The organism is Legionella micdadei (assembly GCF_000953635.1).
Classification (GTDB): Bacteria; Pseudomonadota; Gammaproteobacteria; order Legionellales; family Legionellaceae; genus Tatlockia; species Tatlockia micdadei.
In genome coordinates, this window is the sequence record NZ_LN614830.1 from 3,191,664 (window position 1) to 3,214,006 (window position 22,343).

Genomic DNA, 22,343 nt, shown 5'->3' on the forward strand with positions numbered 1-22,343 from the left:
ACCACTTTTATACAAAATTTAATTTACATTATTCCGAAGAACTGGATAACTCAAATCCGCGTCCTCCCAAATGTTCCATTAAGTTCGAAAGAACCATATTTTCACCCGCCCAAAAAGTTCCAATTTCTTTTGCAGGCAAAGTTACTTTTGCCCAGCGGCACACTGCAATGACCCCTTGACAAGGAACTTGTTGTTCATGGCCTGGTTTCGATTCAATACAACTCAGCTCAAAATTCTTTTGATCCAGCGCAAGAGCAGACCAATTGCCTGCTTGTAATCGGCTGCTCCAGCCTGCACTAGCACCTGGATCGGAAACTGGATGAGTAATCCATAAATCAGTATTAGATAAATTATGAATCATAACTAAGGATGGCTTTTTCGCGGATACCATCAATGTCTCCCCCTTGACTGCAACAGGCTTACAGTCTGAAGGCATCTTATCTTCGGCGCTAACCGCACCAGCAATAAGAAGCAATAAAGTAGATAAAATAAATTTCATAATTATCTCCGCTTAACCAATCTCAGAATAGTTGCACAAAAGACAGAGTCTGTCATCACTTCCTTGCCTTTATCTTGGGATCGTAACTATTTACCACAGAGTTTCTGAAACAATTAGGAAGAGTCGACTTTTAAAGCCATTATAGTAGAATCGATAATGGCTCAACTTTAAAGGATAATAAGTGTGAGATTTTTGTTTTTATTACTCGCCCTGCTTCTATGCTCCCCTATAAAAGCTGAAATCATCCGCGTAGGGACTCTCCCCTATGATCCTCCCTTTGAGATTGAAGCTGATAAAGATTTACATTTTTTTGGTTTCGATATCGATATCATGACTGAAATTTGCAATCGCATCCAAGCAGATTGTCGTTTTATTCCCTTGAATTTTATCAAAATATTTACGGAATTAGCAGCAGGGAATATTGATTTGGGCCTGGGGGCTATCAGTATCACTGAATCTCGAGAAGAAACATTTTTATTTAGTTTACCCTATTTAGCAAGTAGCGGCCAATATGTAACTACAACCGCCTCCTCTATTCGTAATATCGAAGACATCCGAGAAAAACGGGTAGGTTCTGTTCAAGGCACGCTGTTTAAAGCCCTTGTCTTGGAAAAATTTCATAACCTTGTGCAAATTATCGAGTACCCAGCTATTACCAGCGCATTTCAGGCTCTATCAAAAAATAAAGTGGGTGTCGTTATTACCGATGAAGAAACAGCAAGGCATTGGGTCTCAATCAATAGCACTATGTTTAAACTCCTAGGATCGAGCATCCCCGTGGGAATAGGTTATGGGATTATGGCAAACAAAAAATCATCTGATTTAATTGGGCGTGTTAATAAAGCGCTTCTTGATATGGAAAATGATGGGACTTATCTAAAAATTTACAATCGTTACTTTGCTAAGATAGTACTCTAACTTTTTTAAGGGTTTCTACATTATTTAAAAACACATCCCTCCCTGTTCAAGGTGCTTCAATTCCTAAAAATTGAGAAAAAAATTGACTGATACCACATTAGAAAGAAAATTAGGAACCCCGAATCGCCGGATAAATTGATTCATGTAGCCAATTTCTGTTGTTGCATTCGAATTAATTGTGTATCCAAGACCGATAAAAACCCGATTCTGGTCAAAACCCCGACCATTTCTGCCTATGTAATCATTTTTATGCCAGAATATCTCATCGAAGCTGACAAAACTGAGTTTAGAATTGGCCTTTAATGGAATAGCAATTTTTGTGAACTGCCTCGCTCTATAAGCAACTTTATTGTTATTCGGATCATTTTGAAAAAATCGCTGCTCCATGCGAGTGCGGCTGGTAAAAGTTAAATGCGGGGTTGTTTTTACCCATAAGAGTTGCTGCCAAATTCGATTTTCATTGAATGGACTGGTAGTCAGGGGAAAGTTTGTATGAATCCAGGCATAACCTACCCATATGCTCAGATTGCGCGTTATCGCATAACCTAATCCAGGTCGTAATAAGGTTTGTGTAAGCCGTTTACTGTCATTACCAATACGTTCTTGTCCTTCCAACCAGCACCTTACATGACCAAGCGTAGTATCGTCGTGACTAAACCGACTTATCACAGTCAAATTAGGCCAAACCTGAAAATCCCGCTGGGTAGCACACACCCCCTTTGCAACCCACCCCCCCAGAATCAGCAGGCAAAAAAACAAACAACTTCTAATTTGATGCAAAACTTTCCTCTTAATTATTTTTCATCGTTAGGTAATATATTTGCATTGGTCTTTTGCTTCTGTCTACCCTTGCAAATGAGGTTAGGTTGTGGCGTTTAATGGATTGTTTTCCCAGAATATGCCAAACCTGATAATTTCGAATAACTTCGGCATCTGCAATTAATGATCGATGGCAACGCCAAGGCAATGCTTCACTGCACATCACTGCTACTCGTTCTTTTCTTACAATTTGATTTAATGCCTTTAATCCTTCAAAAAAATTTTTTGTCAACATGTAATCTGCAAAACCACGAAAACTGCTGTTCTTCCAACCTGTGTTTATTGAATTTTTATTGGGTTTACGAAACCCACCAAGCTTTACTAGGTGCGTATAAGAAATATTTTCTTTTTTTAAATAAGCCTCTAGCCCAACCTGATTAAACCAAGGCACATGTCTTGATTTCGGTACTGAACGTACGTCGACCAGATGAGTTATACCGTGACTATGCAAAATACCGAGAAAGTCACTCAAAGAAAGTGTTGAATGGCCTATTGTATAGAGTTCTTTCATTGCTTATTACATGCTTTGCGCTGCTTGTATAGCGTTATCAATATGGTTTTCATCAAATACCAGAACACCATGTCGTTTTAATAAGGCAGCAGTCACACCATCTCCATTAATCAATCTTCGCGAAAAACTACCGTCATAGATCTGATTTGTCCCACAAGAAGGGCTTTTGGCTTTTAAAATTGCCACGGATATGCCGTGTTTCTTGAGAAGATCAACTACCTTTTTTGCCCCTTTTATAAAAGATTGTGTAACATCTTGATTCGTTACGGTTTTTACAAAAGCTATTTCATTTAATACATCCTTTCCAGATTGTCCATTCTGAATTTCAGCGGGTGCCCTTGGAACTGGTAATCCTCCAACGACTTCAGGACAAATTGTGATAATTTTTCCCTCTTTAAGCCATTGCTGTATAGTGGGATGGCTTTGAAGACAATCACCGCCATCATAGCGAACTTTTTGGCCTAAAAGGCAGGCACTCATCAGTATTTTAGCCATATCCATTCCTTTAAAAATTTAAATTTCTTATAACAATTCTATAATACCAACTAGGTTTTTAACGCCATTAGAGCCGAACTTATTCTAACCTGAATAGATAAAAGAAATCGTCTCAAAAAAAATAAGCTTGCAAGGGGTTTAAAAATTTGATAGTTCATATCTGCTTGAATGTCTAAGAAAATCCACTAGGGATAGACAAATTTAATTGACAATAATAAAAAAGAAGCAATGGAACAAACTATTCATAATAAATTCTCAATAACTAAATTCTTTCTGATGATAACTGCTGGAGCACTTTATATCGTTCAATCCCATGCGTTCCACCCCAATGGTAAGGATCAGCCAGTTAAAATTGAATCTACATTTTTGACTCAAGCTAAACATCAACGCGAGATCGTTGTTCTAATCCACGGTCTAATGCGCTCTTCTTTAAGCATGGCTTCATTAAAACTGTACTTAAAAAACCAAGGATATCAAGTTTACTCATACAGTTATCCTTCCTCGCGATACGATATTCATGAGCATGGAATTTTTCTGTATCAATTTATTGACTCTTTATTATCAGAAAATCGTGGTAGAAAAATCCACTTTATCACGCACAGCCTGGGCGGCATTATTATCAGGGAAGCATTAGCTAATCTTACTAAAAATCAATTAAAAGACATCGGATGTTTGATTATGCTAGCTCCCCCTAACCAAGGCTCCTCATTGGCAAAATCGTTTATAAAAGTATTTCCAATGGTTGTCCCTTTCATAAAACCCCTTGCAGAGTTAAGTTCTGATCAAACCGCTTATGTGCATCGTGTTCCCATCCCTAACATTAAAATCGGCATCATTGCTGGACGCTACGATGCGAAGGTTCCTCCTTCAGAAGCCCGTTTACCCGGCCAAACTGAGCCAGTCATTATCGATACAAACCATGCTTTTATCATGAATAATCCGAAAGCCAGGCAGTTAATCCTGACTTTCTTAGAAAAAGGTAAATTTGAAGAATAGCAAGGGTTAGTAACCATTTAGTTTTATCGCCATTTAACCAATTTACATGTAACATAGGGCCTGTTTTCGTTTCGCCGGAGTAAACTAATGGCTCATTTTATCGATGTCACTGAAATTGCTGATCTACATCACAATTGTATTGTTCGTTGGAAAAACAGTGAATTGATCTTCAATCACCAAAATTTTTTAGCTTTAGTCGAAGAGAATCATGCCTTTAATTATCAACTTTGGCATGCAGAAGACAGAGCTCGACGTGATGATATGGGATACGAATTTGTTTATTCAGCTAAACGTGAAATCGATCATTATAACCAGCAGCGTAATAACCGCATGGAAGCGATGGACGAGTGGCTTTACAATGCTCTGAAACCAGCAGACCCCAATGATTGCCCAGTCCATTCTGAGACACCGGGGATGATGATTGACCGGCTTTCCATTCTTGCACTTAAAGCCTACCACATGAATTTGCAGGCCAAGCGAGAAGAAGTAGACGATGCGCATCGGCAAAAGTGTCATCGCAAATGGCAAACTATTATTGCCCAACAAAATCAATTGCTGGATTGTTTAAAACACTTGTTTAATGAAATCGCTGATGGCACAAGAACGTTTAGAGTCTATCATCAATTCAAAATGTATAATGATCCTACACTAAACCCACAACTGTACTGTGCGGACCATATTCGCTAACGTTTTGGGGTGATAGACGATTAGGATGTTGAGCGGTGCTTGCAGGGACATTCGCCCCAACAAAGAAATGATAGAGTGAACGGATGCAGACGAAAGAATTCGGTTTTCGTGATTCTAACGATTCATCCTCTGTCACAAGTGTTTGCAGTGGTGACTCAGAATCCGTTGTGGATGACCGAGGCAGTTGGTCGTCGATCCGGGCAGGCCCCGATTCCATAATACGCGATGGAGGCGTTTGCTCGGGCTCCATTGCGTATGACTGAGGTATTTGCCCACCAGGCCCTGAGATTATGGATGTATGGGGCGGCGTTAACGCTGGCTTTGTCACTGGAGGTAGGTGCGCTGTTTCAGTGCCTCTCAAATCATGAAACTGATTTTCAGAAGGTAATTGTTGTTCTGAATCACAATTCATAAAATCGCTATTCGGTGAACACTCCCCTGTGTCTGTCAAGAAAAGAGATGATTCACAAGTTGATTCTCTACGTTTGTTAGTAATGAACGGTTTCTCGAGTGGATCCCTTCCCATGCGGGCATAGGCCCTTAAACCAAATGCGATAGTATGAATAAAAGCACTCACTGCGATAAAACCCATCATAATAAGCGACTCATGATAATGGCCTTTATCATCCGGAACCTCCAATGAATTCATCATTAGTGAAACAGCCTTCGTTCCCTTTCCAACGCCTGAAAAGAAAGAACGCACAACTTCAAACCACTCCTCAAAAAAGAATTGAGGTGTTGGATCAATGGCCATTCCATCAAGGATCGCAGTTTTAACTTGCTCTGGCTCAAGTTTCTCGACATCTTTTTTGCTTGTATCATAAAGCCATTGGATATGTGACAGTTTTTCTTTGTCAATTTGACGCTCCGCCTCTATCTCTTTTTCTTGTTTACAATGGTGCCTATAAGTGTTGATTACAGAGTGAGCAATAAAAGCAGTTAGAAAAACTACCCCGAGACTAATACAAGTAATTAATAGGGCAGGAGGGAAAGGAACTGAAGCTAAAACAAGAATTGTCCCGACAGCAAACACGATGCTTGCTAGCGCCGAATAAGCGTATAACCCGCTCTTTGCCCCTGCTAAAACCGCTGAAGTGTAGGACAATGTAGTGACTGAACGATAATTTTCCCGCTTCTCTTCAAATAATTCTACGGCCCTTTCAAAGGATTCAATTAATTTTAATTGCTCAGCTAATAAGGAACAGTTTTTAGAGTCTCTTGCTACTTTACTATGTACCTTTTGCAGCGCTTCAACCATCAGCTCTATTTTTTTGCCACTGTGGGCTAACTCAATTTTTGCTTGAGCTATAAATAACTTACGTTGAAAATCGTACTCTTCATAAGTGCGTGTAGCGATACTTATTGCCACATAGAGAAAAGAGAATACCGACATAGCAACTAATGCGGGTGGGGAGAGAGAACAAAGGCCTAAAACACCGACATACAAGTAAAGGCCATCCACAATTCCTCCATAAGTGGCCGAGAGTAATCCTAATTGTTTTTGCCTCTCAGTTTGCCTTTGTATTTTTTCTAAGTAATCATCAATGTTATCAAGGGTTATGTCCTTCGAGTTTTGGATCTCTTCCAAAAGCTTAGCATTTTCCTTCATCATCGACTTGCGTTCGGTGAGCATGCGGCGATACCAAATGCGGTTTAAAACGGATAAGCCGCCGAGCAAGACGCCTATAGGAACAAAGAGGTGGGATAAATTTTGTCCATTGAGTAACTCAGCGACCTGGAGGGTGCTGCGCACTCCTTTGTACGCATTTTTTAACCCCTTCATCGTATCACGACAATAAGGCCATAAAATGGCTATATAACGTTTGAATGCATTTGGATCTTCGTCGTTGAAATGGTTTGCAAGCATTGAGAAAGCGATTAGAACGATTGAGCTGCTTGCAGCAGCCAAGGCGCCTCCTGGTTCCATTAACCAGTCGTGCATTTCATCAGAAGCAGACTGTTTGCTCTCCGACGCTAAGTCGAAGAGGTATTTGATCATGCTGTATGACAGGCTCAAGCCGTCCAGCGCGCCATAGATTACGTATATATAGCGCCACTTATGAAGTTTCTTTGCCAGAAGCGGTGGGTTTTGATCCTTTCTCCCGGCAATCAGCTCCATATAACTTACTGATTCTATTGGAAGACTTTCGATCGACATTCAATTCTAAGGGATCGGGCTAAGATGGTTAGGATTGTATCTGATTATGAGGACGTTGGCAACAAATTTTTCATCTTGAACCAAAATAGATCAAAAGCATTTGACCATCAACAATTTTATCACAAGTTACAGGAAAAAATCTTTATTTAAGATGCTAATTATTAGTAAAAATAGCTAAATTTTATTCATTTCTTTTATAATTAGGCAACCGAACTCTGGGCGTTAGCGCACAAATCTGCTAGCATTAGCTATTTGCAAATTAGCTAGAAGGTTTGTTAATGAATTTGCGTAGTTTTATTGGTTTGATTTTGTTATTGCTATCAGGATTTTCCATGGCGACTGATACCAAAATAGTTTATGGGTATGTTGAAAAGGCAACGCTTGTCGATAAAGGGATGGTCTTATCAGCTAAATTTGATACGGGTGCAAAATCAGCCTCGTTAAGTGCCGTTGATATCCGTGAAGTTGAACAAAACGGCAAACCCTATTTGCGCTTTAAAGTTCCGGGTAAGACAGAAGAAGTTGAGTTTACCTCCGAGTATTTAGGCAAAGTAAAAATTAAAGTGCGTGCAGGAGAGCATTTGTCATCCCAAAGCAAACCCGCTCCTATTAAGCGGCCTGTTGTCATGATGCGCATTCAAATCGGCAACAAAATTCGCAATATCCCTGTCAATCTAACCAATAGAAAACGTTTTAACTACCCGTTACTTCTTGGTAGAGATGCAATCATTGCTTTTGATGGTCTAGTCGACCCGAGCCATGCATTTTTGATCAAAACTCAGAAAGCAGTAAAAAATGAAGTCAAATAAGCGACATGTGTACGGCTTAATTATCAGCCTATTTTTATTAGGTATAGGTATTTTTCTATACCGACATCTCATACTTGATGTGCCATTAACCGATACAGAGACTGTCAATAGTTGGATGGTTGAAGCCAATTTACGTTTTGTGGCTGATCGGAATACCCCAGTGAAAGCAAGCTTCACCATACCCTATATGCCACCTTACTTCGCCATCTTGGACGAATACTTTGTGTCCCATAATTACGGAGTAACTACAAATTTGAGCGGGTATAACCGCCAAACTGTATGGTCACTTAGGCGCAGTTCAGGCGACCAATCACTTTATTACCGCGCCATTTTCCGCGAAGTGGATAACAATGAGTCTTCATTAACCAATAAGCCACCCGTCGTAAAAGCACAGCCCCTTGTTGAAACACAAAGATCAGCTGTTGAAGCCATAACAAATCAAGTTCGCCAATCATCCGCTGATATTCAAACCTTTGCCCAGGGGACAATTAAAGAGCTCAATAAACGCGATGGCAACGCTAAGTTATTAGTTGGTAATGAGTTTACTGATGACAATATCATTACTGCAGCGATCACTGTTCTTAATCAGGCTAAAATTTATGCTATGCCTGTCAAAGGAATTTACTTAGGCAAACAAAATAAAGCTGACCTAAAATCCTTTATGGTTGTTCATAATGGCAAAGAATGGACTTATATTAATCCTCGTACCGGTGGAGCGGGCTTTCCTAAAGACTTCCTGGTCTGGCAATATGGCTTCGACCCTGTACATGATGTAGTTGGCGGCAAAAAACCAGTTTTTAATCTCACTGTCTCTCCCACGCCCATTAATGCCCTAACCATTGCTAAAGCACGGGGTTTGCAAACTGATTCCCAATTATTGCGTTTTTCTTTACTCCAATTGCCTGTTAATGTGCAAGAAATTTATAAAATTTTACTTACTGTACCCATTGGCGCTTTCATTATTCTATTACTGCGTAATTTTATAGGCTTGAAAACATTTGGTACTTTTATGCCCGTATTAATCGCTTTGGCCTTTCGCGAAACTCATGTCATTTGGGGAATAACTCTCTTTATTATTATTGTTTCTTTTGGTCTATTGGCCCGCTTTTATCTCGATCAACTCCGCCTTTTACTTGTTCCGAGATTAGCAGCAATTCTGACTGTTGTGATTTTACTTATGGTCTTTATTAGCGTAATAAGCCAAAACTTAGGTTTAGATTCTGGTTTATCCGTTGCCTTATTCCCAATGGTTATCCTAACGATGACTATAGAAAGAATGTGTATTACCTGGGATGAGCGTGGTGCCTCTGAAGCCATTAAATCGGGTGTAGGGAGCCTCATCGCAGCGGTAATTGCTTTTGGCGCAATGAGCTATGCACCGATGCAATATTTAATCTTTGCTTTTCCCGAACTCTTGCTAGTATTGCTAGCACTGATTTTGTGGTTTGGCCAATATCGTGGATACAGGCTTTTTGAGCTGGTTCGCTTTAAAGTGCTCGCTGGGAGAAATTGATGTGGCAGTTATATCGCCGTTTACGGGAACGCGGCATTCTGAGTATTAACCAACGTAACAGTGACTATGTACTGAGGTATAACAATCGGAAACGCTACCCTCTTGTCGACGATAAATTACAAACCAAACGACTAGCCATACAAGCGGGAATTGCTGTTCCTAAACTCTACGAAATTATCGAAAGTGAGCATCAAATTAAAAATATTGAGCAAATTTTACAACCCTATAAGGATTTTGTGGTTAAACCAGCTCATGGTGCAGGCGGTGACGGAATTATTGTCATTACCGATCGTGTCTTTGGACGCTATCGACAAATAAACGGCAAACTTGTTACTGTCAACGAAATGAGTTATCACTTATCTTGTCTTCTCTCAGGTGCATATAGTTTAGGTGGCCATGCTGATTACGCCATTATTGAACATCGGGTAGTTGTAGATCCTGTATTCAAAGAAGTTAGCTATGAAGGCATCCCTGATATTCGAGTCATTACCTTATTAGGCTATCCTGCTATGGCTATGGTACGTTTACCCACGCGCTTATCTGGAGGTAAAGCTAATTTGCATCAGGGCGCGATTGGGGTGGGTATTAACTTGGCCACAGGGAAAACGCTAGGTGGTGTTTTTCATAATGATGCTATCGATTTTCATCCTGACACATTAGCGCCCATCGTCGACATTACAGTGCCCTATTGGGACAAAATCTTGGAAATTGCAGCCAGTTGTTATGAGTTAACGGGACTTGGCTATCTGGGTGTTGACATTGTCCTTGACAAAGATCATGGTCCTCTTATGTTAGAACTAAATGCCCGTCCAGGATTAAACATCCAGATTGCGAATCGTGAAGGCGGCCTTCCACGTTATAAGCTCATTGAAACACGTGCTGCAAAAGGCCCAGAACCAATCGCAGATCGCGTAGCGTACAGTAAACAGCAGTTTGCTCGATAATGCCTAATGCCCTGCTCACCATCGATTGTAATTTGGCGCATCTTGCGCTCACAAATAATGTTTAATAGCCCTCTATAGCGCGCGGACTTTTACCTAGCATTTTCGCGCAGCCTGGGCTCAAGCTGACCCAAGATTTAACTTAACAGTTTCACCTAGCGTCCCTAAGATTTGTTAGCGCAGATCAACAATAACTTCAGAGAGTTACCTATTAAGGAATATAATCGATAATCGTTTGGGTTATTTTGCTTGCTATTTTTTCCCGCTCTGAACGTTCGCTATCTTGCTTAAAAAAATCAAAATATCGACTGGCCGAATGGGTTGAATTCACACAAGGAGAATGCATGCGAAGAAATTCGACACTCTGATTACCTAATTCTTCATTCTTTGCAATCGTTGTTTCTGGGATTTCTGTCATAATCGCCCCGGATGAAGTTTGCGAGCGAGCAAAAAGGGCAAGTTGAGGGTAATTATTAGAATCAGCGAGCTGTCGTATATTACCTGTTTCGTCAAGGCGTAAACCAAAAGGGCGGACGTCTGCATGGGCACAATGCACAGAACTTAATTTTGCCACTTCTTCACCAAATGTGTCTTTCTCTCTAAAACAAGTCACTAACTTACGAGCTGCATTCATTTCTTTATAAGTTTCCTTCTTGTAACCAAATAATCCGAAATGTTTTGCTAGAAACCGTTTTAGCTTAAACCGCCAAGATTGATGAATCGAGGCATCATAGACTAATACTTCATCATCTTTTATTGGTTTATTTTGTTCTGAATATCTGGTTTGAACCGTTTTGGGTGTGCGTGCAACCGTATACCATGTTCTATCATCAGGCAAACTGGCGAGATGCTTAGCGGTATCCGCCAACCATTCAGTGCCCCATAGGCCAAAAGCGAGAATCGGACGCAACACATAACCCAGTAAGGGACCGATTACAGGTATTTTGCGCACGTAGGAAAGGCCGACATTTGTAGTCGAAGAAAAAGTTCGAGATACATAACATGCCCCGGGAGTCTGATCCCGTTCATGGAAAAAACTAGCTACATAACTGGCAATAGCTCCACCTAAAGAAAACCCATGCACTTGGATGTTTTCAGACCTAACTCCCTTTGTCAGTAAACGTTGCTTTTGAGCTATACCAGCTAGAACTAGATCGTCGAATACGGAAGGGTAACCTGTGCTGTTTAGTACCCCGGGATAATTAAAACGAACCATATTCACTGGTATCCCTTTTTGAGCACATTTCTCTAAAAAATAAGCATCATAAGGGGCTTCCTCTTGGTAACATCCGCTATTTCCATTGCAAAAAATGACATATGGAATTTGCCCATCGCTTGAATGAGCCTCAACCAATCTATTGCTTGCCTGAATACCAGCAACCTGCGAACCATCTGGCATCTGAATGTAAAACTCACTAAATTTAACCAGTTCGGTACCAACTGTGTATTCAATTTCGTTTGTCGCTAAGTTGCGATGAGACTCCATCATTTTTAAGGCATAGAATTGCCTACTTAATGTAGGATCAAGGGTAATGCTTCCATCTGCATGAACTTGCGGTTTTTTTGTGCCGCCAGGGAAAATAATCTGCCTTAGAATATCCGATAAGGTACCCGGTTCAGCTTTATAATAAGGATTCCCATAATTAGCGACGAACGCAACGGCCAACCCAATAGTGTATTTAAAAAGAAAATTATCAAAAAGAAGTATCCGCAATAGGGTTTTCAATCCTTTACTGAGCCAGATAAAAGGGAGCAAAAAAGTTTCTTTTGTGGTTTTTGCTGGCATTTCAAAGTAATAATCACTTTGTGGTTGCGTCTGTGGAAACGTCGGTTCTGATTCTTGTTCCTTAGTTTGTTGCTCCTTGTTAAACTGCTTTAGGCTATCATAAAGAGCACTTAATGCTGGATGGATTTTCTCCTCATCATCAGCAATAACCATCTCAGTATTATCACCAAAGCGCCAACGCAATTGGTTGTCCACGACATCTATTGTCAAAAAAATCGCCTTGCGTGGTCCTGTCAATGCCAAAAAATGCTGTAATTGACTTGTTGTAATCAATAATGGAGAAGGAGTATCAGGGTAAGCAATACGATTTTTCAGTAATGTAATTTGTTCATCGGTTAAATGAACAGGATTAGAGAGAGAATTCAAATTGCTTCGGTAATAAAGTTGGTTATTCCATAGGAAATAGCCGACTTCAATAGATGTGTCTGTTTCAGGATCTGCTTCGACAAAAAAACAAGGCCGTTGATCACAGTAATGAATTTCTAAACGATCCCTTCCAACAAACTTAAGATAATTTTCTAATTCTTTGCGGAAGGGTTGAGCAGCTACTGGGAATTCTTTCATATCGAGTTTAAACGGTGAAGCATAAATACCAATGATACTGCGAAAGAGTTATTTTTTTAACAATATCATTTTTTCTGTTTTATCGAATCTTACTGAGCAACCTATCCCTCACGTTTGCTATCTTGCGGCGAATTTTTTGCTCGGGTCGAGGCCTATAGAGCGGATTAGTCATTGAATTGACATTGAAATAATCTTCGCCCTCAGGAGATTGCGCGGAGAAAAAATAATTAAACACACAACATCGGGGGGCATCACATACAACCCGATTCACCGAATGCCAAGAGTGGCGATTGGTTTCCATGATGATTAAGCGATTAAAAAGGCAGGGGACAACAATCCTATGTTTAATTGATTCATCCCATAATTCATAATTGCCGCCATTTTCCAATTTCCAATTTGGGGAAACATAATAAAGAACATTCACCGTGCGATAGAATTTTCTATCCACATCGTGGGAGTTATCTAAATGAGGGTTAATGTAGTAGCCTTTCAGCAGCATACTCACTCCGCCAGCAAAACGGGATGGATCAGGAATTTGGTTTTTAATTCCTGTTATTTCTTCAACTTCAGTAACAACCCTAGGGTCTTGGAAAGCAAAATTGATATCTTGTATCAAACGTGATGTATCCCTTAAATGACTGTACTTCAACTTTAATTGACCCAAATTACTTAACACGCGCATGCGGTTAGGTTTGGGGAAATTTGCATAAATTTTCTCTGCGATCTCAATGGGCAGAACATTATCGAGAGCAAAATGGCGGGCAACTTTAATAGGGTGCTCTTGAGAAAATTGTTTTTTTAAATTTTCCTTCTCTTCTTTCAGCCTTTGAACAATTAAATCGGTTAAATGTTTTTTCATTGAGCCAACCTTTTATATTTATCTTCTATTAGAATTAGAGCGCCCGTAATATTAATATACAGTTTAGCCATTAAACTGATATACTTCCATGCCAAAACTCCATCCTTAAACAGTGGATCGTTTCGTGAAAAGATACCGTAGCATTATTGCTTGTATTATCGGGAATGCGCTGGAGTGGTATGAATTTAGTTTGTTTGCGTATTTGTCTCCTGTTATTGCAAGTTTATTCTTCCCGGATACTGATGCTGTCGCAAGTCTACTGGCGACCATGCTCGTTTTTGCTGCGGGTTTTATTGTTCGGCCTTTGGGCTCTGTAGTTTTAGGTCATCTAGGCGACCGGTATGGGCGCGCCAGAACGCTAAAATTTACTATTCTCTTAATGTCAGTCTCATCAGTTTTGACTGGATTCCTACCTACCCACCAACAAGCAGGGTTATTAGCCCCGATTTTATTGATCATTTGCCGCTTATTACAAGGCTTCTGCATTGGCGGAGAATTTGCTGGGTCAATGATTTATCTTTCAGAATCTGCTCAAGCTAACCAGCGTGCATTAGTCAGCTCCATGACGAATAATGGCTCCAATATAGGTGTATTGGCAGCAATTCTTGCCTGCACTACCCTAAGTACAGTCATTGGCGGTGAAGCATTAGCCTCCTATGGATGGCGAATCCTTTTTATTTCTGGGGGCGCGCTGGGAATTTTAGGATTGTGGTTAAGACGCGATTTATCTGAGTCTGAAACTTTTTTACAGCTTAAACAAAATATTCGTGAGAACTATTTACCGATTAAGTACGTGTTCAACCATCAATTTCGTTCGATGCTCCATATCATCTTATTATTATTTATCAGTGCCTGCGGCAGTTATACACTTATGGGTTATTTATCTACCTACTTACATGAGTTCTTAAAATTGCCACTGCAGCAGGCTTATGGCATGCAGACCTTATTTATCGTTCTTTCGCTGCTTTTTGTGCCCGTGTTTGCTTATATTTCTGATAAAGTTGGCCGAAGAAATGTTTTAGTTTTTTCAACCATTGGTTACTTAGTCTTTGCCATCCCAAGCTTTTGGACACTTCATCTTATCTCCTCTTGGTGGGTATTATTACCTTTAGTGATTTTCTATAGTGCCGAACAAGCTGTTACTCCTGTTGTCATGGCAGAGATGTTTTCGGGGAAAGGACGTTATACAGGAATATCTATTGCGTATAATATCTGCATGGCAGTAGTGGGAGGTTTTTCTCCAGCAATCAATACTTGGCTAATTTATCATTTTAATACACTTACGATCGCTTATTACGTCATGTTTTGTGCGCTTATCTCATTGTTCGTGATTATAAAGTACCTGCCAAAACAGTATGGGATAGGAAGGAGCTTGGTAACAGCATAGGCTTATTGATTTTGGAGCTAGGGGTTAACTTAAAGAAAGAGTACATTATACATGAGAAATGGACAAGAGAATGCGGCAGCAAATAGCATAAAAGAAGGACGCTTATGGGGTTCATTCAAAAAAATAGCCAAATGGACTATCAAACGTATGGCACCGGCGTTAGTTAGAGAGGTGCAACGCCTGCGTCATATTGAGCAACTCAACCAGCAGATAATTTATCGATTAAATAGTACCGAGCTACTCGTCAGCAGGATTGAGCACCTTATAAGTATGGGAGACCAAATTGGTCAGGAAGTGGGCCGTTTATCAAGTACTGTAGAGCAATTTAATCAAGAGATAAGTCAACGGCTGAGTGCTCAACTTATTAGTACAAAAGATCAAATTGGTCAGGAGATAACTCGCCAATCGAGTACTGTAGCGCAACTTAGTCAAGAAATAAGCGAACGGTTGAATGCCCATGATTTTCGATTTGATCACCTCAAAGAGATGATTAAGGAAGTGGAACCGTACCAACCAACCTATGGGATTATTGGTGTGCTCGAACAAGCCCCTCAACGCACCAGTGAAGATCGATGTCGCACCGTAGAAGCTTATTTTGGTAAGGTTGCTGGCAAACACATCCTAGACATTGGGTCGTCACTAGGCTACATGTGTTATTTTTTTGCCGACCGAGGGGCAATAACGGAAGGTTGGGAATATAATCCTAAGAACGCGGAGGTTTCTCGTTTGATAGGCAACATAAACGGGATTCCTACCACCATTAAGACCAAGGCTTTCGATAAAAACTCAATAGACACTATTGAGCGAGGGAAATTCGATGTAGTGACCATTTTCAGTGTTCTGCATCATATCATCCATTACCATGGGCTTGAGTACACACAAAGACTTATGCAAACACTTCTTGATAAAGTGCCTGTACTTATTGTTGAACTTGCAAGGAAAGGTGAAGATCCGGCCTTATTCTGGGATGAAACACAACCCGAAGACGAACTAGCCATATTTGAACTTATTAAAGACAAAATCACCATCGAAAAGATAGGCGATTTTCCTACTCATTTATCCAGTAAACGCCGCCCTCTCTACGTCATCAAATCTAAAGATAACACCATTACTGTAAATAATCGTCCGTTTATCTACTTATCCAAGACATTTGAAGCTTATAAGGATTCGCCGGTAGTTTACATTAAAACACGCCGCTACTACTTTAGTGAGGAGTACGTAATCAAAGAGTATGTGTTCGATGAGCGTGATCGCGAAGGGGAAAATAAACGTCAAATTATAGCCGAGATTGATACCTTATTGCATTTAACTAACATTCACAATATGCCAGAACTTATAGACTTTGAACTAACATCTTGCGGAGCTAAGGTTGTATTAAAAAAAATTAGCGGTAGGTTACTGGTCGATCTCCTCAAAGAAAAAGATAAAATTAATACAATGTTCGTAGTCCAAGAGCTTCTTAGGTCGCTTGCAGACTTGGAAAAGGAAGGACTTCGCCACAATGATTTGCGAACTTGGAATGTGCTCTATGATAAAGAACAAGTATCGCTCATTGATTACGGCTTTGTTTCACACAAGGAACTCGGAAATGATGCTATCTCGTTATTGTGGCTGCTTAATGCGGTTCTAACGGGCGAACGTGAAGGTTATGATGTCAATAAAAAAGAGCTCCCTAAGAAAAAAGCATTTGAGCAAGCTCCATCATTACAGGCTCTTTACGAAGCAGTTGAATCAGGTGAATATTCACCCATAAAGCTTCAAGCCGTAATAAATGAGGTGAACAATAAAACCAATTCTATGGTTATTAATGAATGCGTAACCGAATAGCGGAATTTTAAGCTCAGCCTAATCGATTGGGAAGCAAAGTTAAGCTCGTCTTAGCATTGCTTACCCTATTACTGCAATCCCAATCTTTTCGGCCTTCACCTCTTAAGACGAGATACGAATTCAGCACCAACTTTAAAATGATTAATTTTTTGCAAAATGAATCGATTTCAACCGTAACCGCTCTATGCCGGATAGGTCTATTTCTGGAGAAGAAACCGCATCTAAACTCCAATGCGATTTTGAAAATGCATCAAGAATGACAGGAATATGCACATAAGGAAAACGCTTTAGCAACATTTCTTTTTGAATAAATAGTGAGAAGGTTTTTCCATGTAATAGGGGAATCTCTTGAATGGTTAATTTCTTTTCTATGATGTTCAGTGCTAACCAGGCAGCGGTATAGCCCTGTTCCATACTTGAAATTGCAATAGCTAACATTCCTCCATCGATAATGAAGGATTCATAAACTCCCACGACTGGAATCTGACTGTGCTCATTCATCCAGCGAACCAATTGCTCTGGATCAACTTCCTTTTCGCCGTCCATAATCGTTTGATAAACAGAAACAAGTAGGATATCTGCCCTTTTTGCTGCCTCAAAAACAGCAGCTTTCCATTGAGTAAAAGTCTTTACCCGTCTATGGGCAACTAATTCGTAAGATCCCCAATCCTCTTTCATAATTGATTTATCCAGAGTTTTAGCCGCCTTAGAATCATCTGACAAATAGTAGATGCGTTTTTGGTTTCGGAACATTAATGACAAAATTTCGCGTATTGCTTTAACAGGTATTCGCTCGGTAATACCCGTGATATTAGGGGTATTCTCATACTCTAACCAACGCCTGGAATCAGTGATGCCTGCAAGGATGACTTTAATATTTGTTGAGTCCCCAAATTCTCGTACCGCCATATCCTGGGCATCATCATCAAATGCGATAAGGATTTCGGGACGCCATGCTTCAATAGTTTTCTTAATTGCTTTGGAAACCCGCTCAAGGTAATCTTTCGAATGATGATGTTTGGCATCCATATAATAATAGCGCAAGCTTATATAAGCTTTATCACCAAAAACCGTCCGAACCCCTTGATTTAAGCTTTGCACCCAAGGCATATTGGCATTGTAGCTGTGCAAGACAAAAATTCGTGGTTTATGTACGCGTTGATAACCAAGGAAAGAAAAAACGATCAACAAAAATAAACCCGTACATAGGGTGGTAAGAGATTTAACGCTCATAACACCCCAATTCTGTGCCAGAATGGAATACTTAGTAAGATTGCAAAAAGGCGGAAGACCGAAAACCAAGCATTGACTGATAGGGTTTTTCTTAAATCATAAGCGCTATTTCCTCGAACCCACTCCTCAAAACATAAATAATAACTTGACTGGTAAGGAAATACCCACGCTTCAGTGGCCATTAAAATAATAAAGGCTACAAGCCAAGTATTAATGACAGCCTGCTGTGCTACAGGCATTAAAAGAGTAAACATCAACGCTGGGGCAGCCATAGTACCAAATAGTAAGCCGCCTAACCAACTCACCACATACACCAAAATGATAAACAGCGTTTGCTGTTCATAAGCGATATCCCCAAGCCAAGACAAATAATTAATAATCCACATTTCGATACCAATTTCCTGAACGCAGCGCATGATGCCAATGATCGCCCCCAGGTAAAAAAGGAAAGGCCAGTTAATGCCATTTTTAAAATCATCTTTATTCAAGACCCCTGAGGTCAATAGAATAAAAAAGATAGCAAAACTAACCCAAGCACTTGGGATTTGATGCAACGAGGAGAGGGTCAACCCCAAAATTAATGCAGCAATGCTTAAGATTGCGGCCCATTCATAAATGGTTAGGCTACCCATTAAATAGAGCTCACGCTTGATGGCTAATCGATTCACTACTAAAGCATCATGACTACGAAACTTTAAGGCAAGCAAAGCAAAAAAAGCAATTACCAGTAAAGCGCCTGGAACGGACGAAACAATCAGCCAATTCATCCAACCAAACTGCCACTGGGTTTGCTCCGGTAGCATGCCATAGAGGACAAAATTACTGGATTTACCTGTCAGAAACATGACAGACAATAAAATGCATCCATTAAATGCTGAGCAAGCTAAGCTATTTGCAGTAATACTTCGCGGGCTAAGGCCTGCAGTCTTTCGCATGTCTTCAAGCAGTGGTGCAATGAGCGACACACGAGCACTCTGCGCCGTCATTACAGGCGTAAGCAAAACACCGATAAAGAATAAAACAATCTGTAGTAGTAATTTATTTTTAGGTAAATGATTCAAAATCAACAAAGAGAGTCGATAAAAAAGGCGAGATTTTACTAAAACGGCACCAATACCGAATACACCCAAAGCCAAGAAAAAGCTATCAGAACCAAAGCCTGATAAGAGCACTGTTTGCTGGGCTAATCCTAACAACATTGTGGCTAAAATCACGAACACTGCAGGAACATACTCAGGGAGTAAGCGAAAAATCCACATAACGAGCGCCGCCGAGAAAATTACAACAAAATTAGTGCAAGCCCAATTCATTGTTGTTTCTCGTAAGAGATAGATGAGAAAAGCCGGAATAATCAGCGCGGTTAGCCAACCGATTACATCGAAAGTATTACTTGATAACCGCAACAATCGCATTGTAAATTCGCATTAGAAAATAGCTGTCTATTTTATTTTCAAACTGATATAAATGCAAAATTTTTATAAAAATCCTCAATAGACTTGCTGCGATTAGACGAGTATCCTTAGTAATGGACAAAATAAAAAATAATCAAATCGGAATAACGGTCATGCACATCAGAACGGATCAACCCATCATCCTTCATCGTAGCAAAATAACCCAGAAAATTGCTAAATATTGGGATCAGTTATCTGAGGGTTGGCGTTTAGTTTGGGGACCACATATTCATCACGGATACTATGAAGATTCTCAAGTGATTACACCAGAGAAGGCTCAGGAAAAATTAATCGAAAAATTAGCGGAAATGCTTGAGATAACCCCAAATAATACAATCTTGGATGTAGGTTGCGGTATGGGTGGGAGCAGCCTCTACCTAGCCCAAAATTACCATGCCATTGTCACAGGAATTACCCTTAGCCCTAAACAAGTTGCGATAGCCACTCAACAGTCTCAAGAAAAAAATATTGAGCATGTAACTTTCAAGGTTGAAGATGCTTTGGCACTAAAAAGCATCAAAAATAGTTCTTTTGATATTGTTTGGTCTCTTGAAAGTTGCGAACAATTTTTTGATAAGAATTTGTTTATTCAGGAAGCCTATCGAGTATTAAAACCAGGTGGTAAATTGCTGCTAGCAACATGGTGTTCAGGCGAGGAAGAATACATTGGAAAATCCGCAAAAAAATATCAAAAATTGTGCCTTGCTTTCGATCTCCCTTACATGCCCACAATCAATTGCTACAATAACTTATTGAACAATCAAAATTTTATTGTGAAAGAAACCGCAGATTGGTCACCTTTTGTTGAACAAAGTTGGAGTATAGGGCTATCGCTTCTTAGGGCCTACAATTTTCTACAAATAATCAAAATAGGTGGCTGGCGTGGATTTCGTTTTGCAAAGCGAATCAAGTTAATGCAAGAAGCTTTTGCTCAAAATAGAGTTCGTTATGGCGTTTTTTTTGCGATCAAACCAATGGAAAAATAAATTAAGTAACTCTCTTTGCAATTCCCTAGGTACATCATCCTGAGCTGACATACCTATGAAATTCCCTATCTTTTACTCCTCTCTTTTTCTTTTCTTCTTTCAATATTCCTCCAATCACTTTCCAATAAAGAAAAGTTCTTATTTTTTTTATTAACCCCTAGTACAATTCCTCCTGACTTAATTCCTTTTTCATAGATTTTGGCTTGTTCTTCAGTAAAGCCCCAACCCACCATTGCTCCAAAAAGCCCACCTGAAATGCCCCCAGCACCTGCGCCTGCCAGTGCAGCAACCATTGGTCCGCCAACGACCACACCCAAACCCGGCAATAGCGTTGTCGCTCCCAATCCCGCAATTGCACCGATTGTTCCTCCGATTATGCCACCTAAAGAGCCCCCAATAGCAGCATCCTCAATCAAATTATCGGAAAATATTTGCTGGCCAGGCGGCGTTTGATAATATTTTTTTCTCGTATGTTCCGACATAAGCACATTAATTTCTTTAATGTTGTACCCTCGATTGATAGCATCTTGGTACGCCTTTTCAGCAGATTTTTTATCATAAAAAATTTCAGTTAATATGGGGCTGTTTGATTTTTTAACCATAAATCCTCCGTGGAAATCAATCTTCTTTTTTAAAGAATAGTACAGCACTTCCCTTCAACCCTGATAATAGTTCATAAGTGCGACTAAAGATTGTTACAATGTGGCTCCCTGCCTCACTTTATTCAGAAATTAAGATGAAAAACTTTATTTTTTTATTAAGTCTAATTTACATTGGCATTTCTCCATCTTGTGCTTATGCGGAAAATAACCCGTCGTTCATAAAAACATATAAATTTACTTTTTCAAAAAAAGATCAGTTTAAAGTCTCTTTCGCAGACTATCCTAAAGGGCAAGAAGATTTTTACGAGTTGAAATTTGAAGAAGAGGCTAAATTACCGGTTGAAATAACTACTAGCTCGCGCGGCTTAAAAATATCAGGAAATAATCATAGCGATGATTTATTTATGTTCGCTTATAAAAAACTGGAGGGACTTAAAGCAAATACAAACTATCAAGCCAGTTTTTCACTTGAGTTTGCTAGTAACGGCGCTGCTGATGGGATTGGGGCGGGAGGGTCCGATTCATCTGTGTATGTGAAAATAGGGGCAATAATGGAAAAGCCCCAGCGTTACTTGGATGAAGCTAATTATTACCGAATGATGCTCGATAAAGGCAATCAGTCAAGTGAGGGTAAGGATATGTTGTTAATAGGAACCATTGGCGTGGATACCCAGAAATCCCTCTTCCGGCTTAAGATACTACCCGATGCCGAGATGCAAGAAAAATTTGCTAAGTATACGGTGACTAGCAATAAAAAGGGGGAAGTATGGTTAATTATAGGAACAGATTCTGCATTTGAAAGCAAAACCACTCTTTTTTATACCAATGTTGTTGCCACCTTTAAGGAGTTAGCGGGCAATTAAGCTCAGAGGATAATCGTTTATGACAACAAAGAGATGGGAGCATTTCATTCATGAGGCTGATATCGGTATAAGGGGCATTGGCCCTACATTGGAAAACGCTTTTGAAATGGGCGCTCTTGCCTTAACCAATGCGGTCACCGACAGTGCTATAGTTCGTCCCAACAAAGAAATTTATATTTCATGTACAGCACCCGATAAGGAAATTTTATTCGCTGATTGGCTAAATGCTATTATTTATAAAATGGATACACTTAATATGTTGTTTTCTGAATTTCATGTACGCATAGAGAACCTTAAATTAGACGCAACGATTAAAGGGGAAAAAGTGAATCGTACTCGCCATCAGCCGGCAGTCGATATCAAAGGTGCGACTTATACCGAATTAAGAGTGTACCAAGAAGACAATGCGTGGATAGCGCAGTGTATTGTCGATGTATGA

At 39.9% G+C, this 22,343-nt stretch carries 21 protein-coding genes; 11 read left to right on the forward strand and 10 right to left on the reverse strand.

Annotated features, from left to right (window positions below; all coding sequences use genetic code 11):
- Positions 1–28: 28 nt before the first annotated feature.
- On the reverse strand, positions 29–499 hold the full coding sequence (locus tag LMI_RS14225; protein WP_045100377.1) for a hypothetical protein: 471 nt from the start codon (positions 497–499) through the stop codon (positions 29–31).
- A gap of 183 nt (positions 500–682) precedes the next feature.
- Here LMI_RS14225 and LMI_RS14230 point away from each other — a divergent pair, with 183 nt between their 5' ends.
- Entirely contained in the window at positions 683–1,417 is a 735-nt protein-coding gene (locus tag LMI_RS14230) for a transporter substrate-binding domain-containing protein (protein WP_045100378.1), read from the forward strand.
- A 63-nt stretch (positions 1,418–1,480) separates the two neighbouring features.
- On the opposite strand, the gene LMI_RS14235 is transcribed toward LMI_RS14230, so the two are convergent.
- The 3 genes from LMI_RS14235 to LMI_RS14245 all read right to left on the reverse strand — a co-directional run bounded on the left by LMI_RS14235 (position 1,481) and on the right by LMI_RS14245 (position 3,242).
- Entirely contained in the window at positions 1,481–2,131 is a 651-nt protein-coding gene (locus LMI_RS14235) for a DUF2490 domain-containing protein (protein ID WP_256324287.1), read from the reverse strand.
- Between the two features lie 76 nt (positions 2,132–2,207).
- Positions 2,208–2,747, reverse strand: a complete 540-nt coding sequence (locus tag LMI_RS14240; RefSeq protein WP_045100379.1) for a DUF488 domain-containing protein — start codon at positions 2,745–2,747, stop codon at positions 2,208–2,210.
- A 6-nt stretch (positions 2,748–2,753) separates the two neighbouring features.
- Positions 2,754–3,242 (reverse strand): 2-thiouracil desulfurase family protein, encoded by a 489-nt coding sequence (locus tag LMI_RS14245; RefSeq protein ID WP_045100380.1) that lies wholly within the window; start codon positions 3,240–3,242, stop codon positions 2,754–2,756.
- 228 nt (positions 3,243–3,470) lie between these two features.
- On the opposite strand from LMI_RS14245, the gene LMI_RS14250 reads away from it, so the two are divergent.
- Positions 3,471–4,238, forward strand: a complete 768-nt coding sequence (locus LMI_RS14250) for an esterase/lipase family protein (protein WP_045100381.1) — start codon at positions 3,471–3,473, stop codon at positions 4,236–4,238.
- A gap of 87 nt (positions 4,239–4,325) precedes the next feature.
- Complete coding sequence (locus LMI_RS14255) at positions 4,326–4,925, forward strand: DUF4254 domain-containing protein (protein WP_045100382.1); 600 nt, start codon at positions 4,326–4,328, stop codon at positions 4,923–4,925.
- Here the strand turns inward: LMI_RS14255 and LMI_RS14260 are convergent.
- The gene (locus tag LMI_RS14260; protein ID WP_064102987.1) at positions 4,882–7,083 is read right to left on the reverse strand and encodes a hypothetical protein; all 2,202 of its coding nucleotides are present in this window, start codon (positions 7,081–7,083) and stop codon (positions 4,882–4,884) included. The two genes, LMI_RS14255 and LMI_RS14260, sit on opposite strands and share 44 nt — an antisense overlap.
- Positions 7,084–7,361: 278 nt before the next feature.
- Between LMI_RS14260 and LMI_RS14265 the strand changes: the two genes are divergently transcribed.
- From LMI_RS14265 to LMI_RS14275, 3 genes are read left to right on the forward strand one after another with little or no spacing between them, the layout of a single operon-like run.
- Positions 7,362–7,892: an ATP-dependent zinc protease family protein gene (locus LMI_RS14265; protein ID WP_102010569.1), complete on the forward strand. Its 531-nt coding sequence runs from the start codon at positions 7,362–7,364 to the stop codon at positions 7,890–7,892.
- Positions 7,879–9,405 (forward strand): inactive transglutaminase family protein, encoded by a 1,527-nt coding sequence (locus LMI_RS14270; protein ID WP_045100383.1) that lies wholly within the window; start codon positions 7,879–7,881, stop codon positions 9,403–9,405. Before LMI_RS14265 ends, LMI_RS14270 begins: the two co-directional genes overlap by 14 nt.
- Positions 9,405–10,349 carry an alpha-L-glutamate ligase-like protein gene (locus tag LMI_RS14275; RefSeq protein WP_045100384.1) on the forward strand — a complete coding sequence of 315 codons (945 nt, stop codon included), beginning with the start codon at positions 9,405–9,407 and terminating at the stop codon, positions 10,347–10,349. The genes LMI_RS14270 and LMI_RS14275 overlap by 1 nt, the downstream gene beginning before the upstream one ends.
- A gap of 208 nt (positions 10,350–10,557) precedes the next feature.
- Here the strand turns inward: LMI_RS14275 and LMI_RS14985 are convergent, their stop codons facing one another.
- Both LMI_RS14985 and LMI_RS14285 read right to left on the reverse strand, forming a co-directional pair.
- Positions 10,558–12,696, reverse strand: coding sequence for an alpha/beta hydrolase family protein (locus LMI_RS14985; RefSeq protein ID WP_052679599.1), 2,139 nt, complete (start codon positions 12,694–12,696; stop codon positions 10,558–10,560).
- A gap of 79 nt (positions 12,697–12,775) precedes the next feature.
- Positions 12,776–13,555, reverse strand: a complete 780-nt coding sequence (locus LMI_RS14285; protein WP_045100385.1) for a 2OG-Fe(II) oxygenase — start codon at positions 13,553–13,555, stop codon at positions 12,776–12,778.
- Between the two features lie 124 nt (positions 13,556–13,679).
- On the opposite strand from LMI_RS14285, the gene LMI_RS14290 reads away from it, so the two are divergent.
- Positions 13,680–14,942 carry an MFS transporter gene (locus LMI_RS14290; protein WP_045100386.1) on the forward strand — a complete coding sequence of 421 codons (1,263 nt, stop codon included), beginning with the start codon at positions 13,680–13,682 and terminating at the stop codon, positions 14,940–14,942.
- Positions 14,943–14,993: 51 nt separating this feature from the next.
- Positions 14,994–16,769, forward strand: coding sequence for a protein kinase domain-containing protein (locus tag LMI_RS14295; protein WP_045100387.1), 1,776 nt, complete (start codon positions 14,994–14,996; stop codon positions 16,767–16,769).
- A 141-nt stretch (positions 16,770–16,910) separates the two neighbouring features.
- Here the strand turns inward: LMI_RS14295 and LMI_RS14300 are convergent, their stop codons facing one another.
- Together LMI_RS14300 and LMI_RS14305 are read right to left on the reverse strand one after the other, a co-directional pair.
- A complete protein-coding gene (locus tag LMI_RS14300; protein WP_045100388.1) occupies positions 16,911–18,002 on the reverse strand; it encodes an ABC transporter substrate-binding protein in 1,092 nt (363 codons plus the stop codon).
- Positions 17,999–19,414: an SLC13 family permease gene (locus LMI_RS14305; RefSeq protein WP_045100389.1), complete on the reverse strand. Its 1,416-nt coding sequence runs from the start codon at positions 19,412–19,414 to the stop codon at positions 17,999–18,001. Before LMI_RS14305 ends, LMI_RS14300 begins: the two co-directional genes overlap by 4 nt.
- A gap of 113 nt (positions 19,415–19,527) precedes the next feature.
- Between LMI_RS14305 and LMI_RS14310 the strand changes: the two genes are divergently transcribed.
- Positions 19,528–20,439: a methyltransferase domain-containing protein gene (locus LMI_RS14310; RefSeq protein WP_082050764.1), complete on the forward strand. Its 912-nt coding sequence runs from the start codon at positions 19,528–19,530 to the stop codon at positions 20,437–20,439.
- Positions 20,440–20,504: 65 nt separating this feature from the next.
- Here the strand turns inward: LMI_RS14310 and LMI_RS14315 are convergent, their stop codons facing one another.
- Positions 20,505–21,041 (reverse strand): hypothetical protein, encoded by a 537-nt coding sequence (locus LMI_RS14315; protein WP_045100390.1) that lies wholly within the window; start codon positions 21,039–21,041, stop codon positions 20,505–20,507.
- Positions 21,042–21,175: 134 nt separating this feature from the next.
- Between LMI_RS14315 and LMI_RS14320 the strand changes: the two genes are divergently transcribed.
- A complete protein-coding gene (locus LMI_RS14320) occupies positions 21,176–21,904 on the forward strand; it encodes a hypothetical protein (protein ID WP_045100813.1) in 729 nt (242 codons plus the stop codon).
- A 19-nt stretch (positions 21,905–21,923) separates the two neighbouring features.
- A complete protein-coding gene (locus LMI_RS14325) occupies positions 21,924–22,343 on the forward strand; it encodes an archease (RefSeq protein ID WP_045100391.1) in 420 nt (139 codons plus the stop codon).

Excerpts from the sequence above, each read along its gene's own strand:
- LMI_RS14300 (WP_045100388.1), bottom strand. The coding sequence starts at position 18,002 with ATGAGCGTTAAATCTCTTACCACCCTATGTACGGGTTTATTTTTGTTG.
- LMI_RS14320 (WP_045100813.1), top strand. The coding sequence starts at position 21,176 with ATGAAAAACTTTATTTTTTTATTAAGTCTAATTTACATTGGCATTTCT.
- LMI_RS14225 (WP_045100377.1), bottom strand. The coding sequence starts at position 499 with ATGAAATTTATTTTATCTACTTTATTGCTTCTTATTGCTGGTGCGGTT.
- LMI_RS14255 (WP_045100382.1), top strand. The coding sequence starts at position 4,326 with ATGGCTCATTTTATCGATGTCACTGAAATTGCTGATCTACATCACAAT.
- LMI_RS14315 (WP_045100390.1), bottom strand. The coding sequence starts at position 21,041 with ATGGTTAAAAAATCAAACAGCCCCATATTAACTGAAATTTTTTATGAT.
- LMI_RS14245 (WP_045100380.1), bottom strand. The coding sequence starts at position 3,242 with ATGGCTAAAATACTGATGAGTGCCTGCCTTTTAGGCCAAAAAGTTCGC.
- LMI_RS14985 (WP_052679599.1), bottom strand. The coding sequence starts at position 12,696 with ATGAAAGAATTCCCAGTAGCTGCTCAACCCTTCCGCAAAGAATTAGAA.
- LMI_RS14260 (WP_064102987.1), bottom strand. The coding sequence starts at position 7,083 with ATGTCGATCGAAAGTCTTCCAATAGAATCAGTAAGTTATATGGAGCTG.
- LMI_RS14275 (WP_045100384.1), top strand. The coding sequence starts at position 9,405 with ATGTGGCAGTTATATCGCCGTTTACGGGAACGCGGCATTCTGAGTATT.
- LMI_RS14285 (WP_045100385.1), bottom strand. The coding sequence starts at position 13,555 with ATGAAAAAACATTTAACCGATTTAATTGTTCAAAGGCTGAAAGAAGAG.
- LMI_RS14305 (WP_045100389.1), bottom strand. The coding sequence starts at position 19,414 with ATGCGATTGTTGCGGTTATCAAGTAATACTTTCGATGTAATCGGTTGG.
- LMI_RS14265 (WP_102010569.1), top strand. The coding sequence starts at position 7,362 with ATGAATTTGCGTAGTTTTATTGGTTTGATTTTGTTATTGCTATCAGGA.
- LMI_RS14240 (WP_045100379.1), bottom strand. The coding sequence starts at position 2,747 with ATGAAAGAACTCTATACAATAGGCCATTCAACACTTTCTTTGAGTGAC.
- LMI_RS14270 (WP_045100383.1), top strand. The coding sequence starts at position 7,879 with ATGAAGTCAAATAAGCGACATGTGTACGGCTTAATTATCAGCCTATTT.
- LMI_RS14310 (WP_082050764.1), top strand. The coding sequence starts at position 19,528 with ATGGACAAAATAAAAAATAATCAAATCGGAATAACGGTCATGCACATC.
- LMI_RS14250 (WP_045100381.1), top strand. The coding sequence starts at position 3,471 with ATGGAACAAACTATTCATAATAAATTCTCAATAACTAAATTCTTTCTG.
- LMI_RS14325 (WP_045100391.1), top strand. The coding sequence starts at position 21,924 with ATGACAACAAAGAGATGGGAGCATTTCATTCATGAGGCTGATATCGGT.
- LMI_RS14295 (WP_045100387.1), top strand. The coding sequence starts at position 14,994 with ATGAGAAATGGACAAGAGAATGCGGCAGCAAATAGCATAAAAGAAGGA.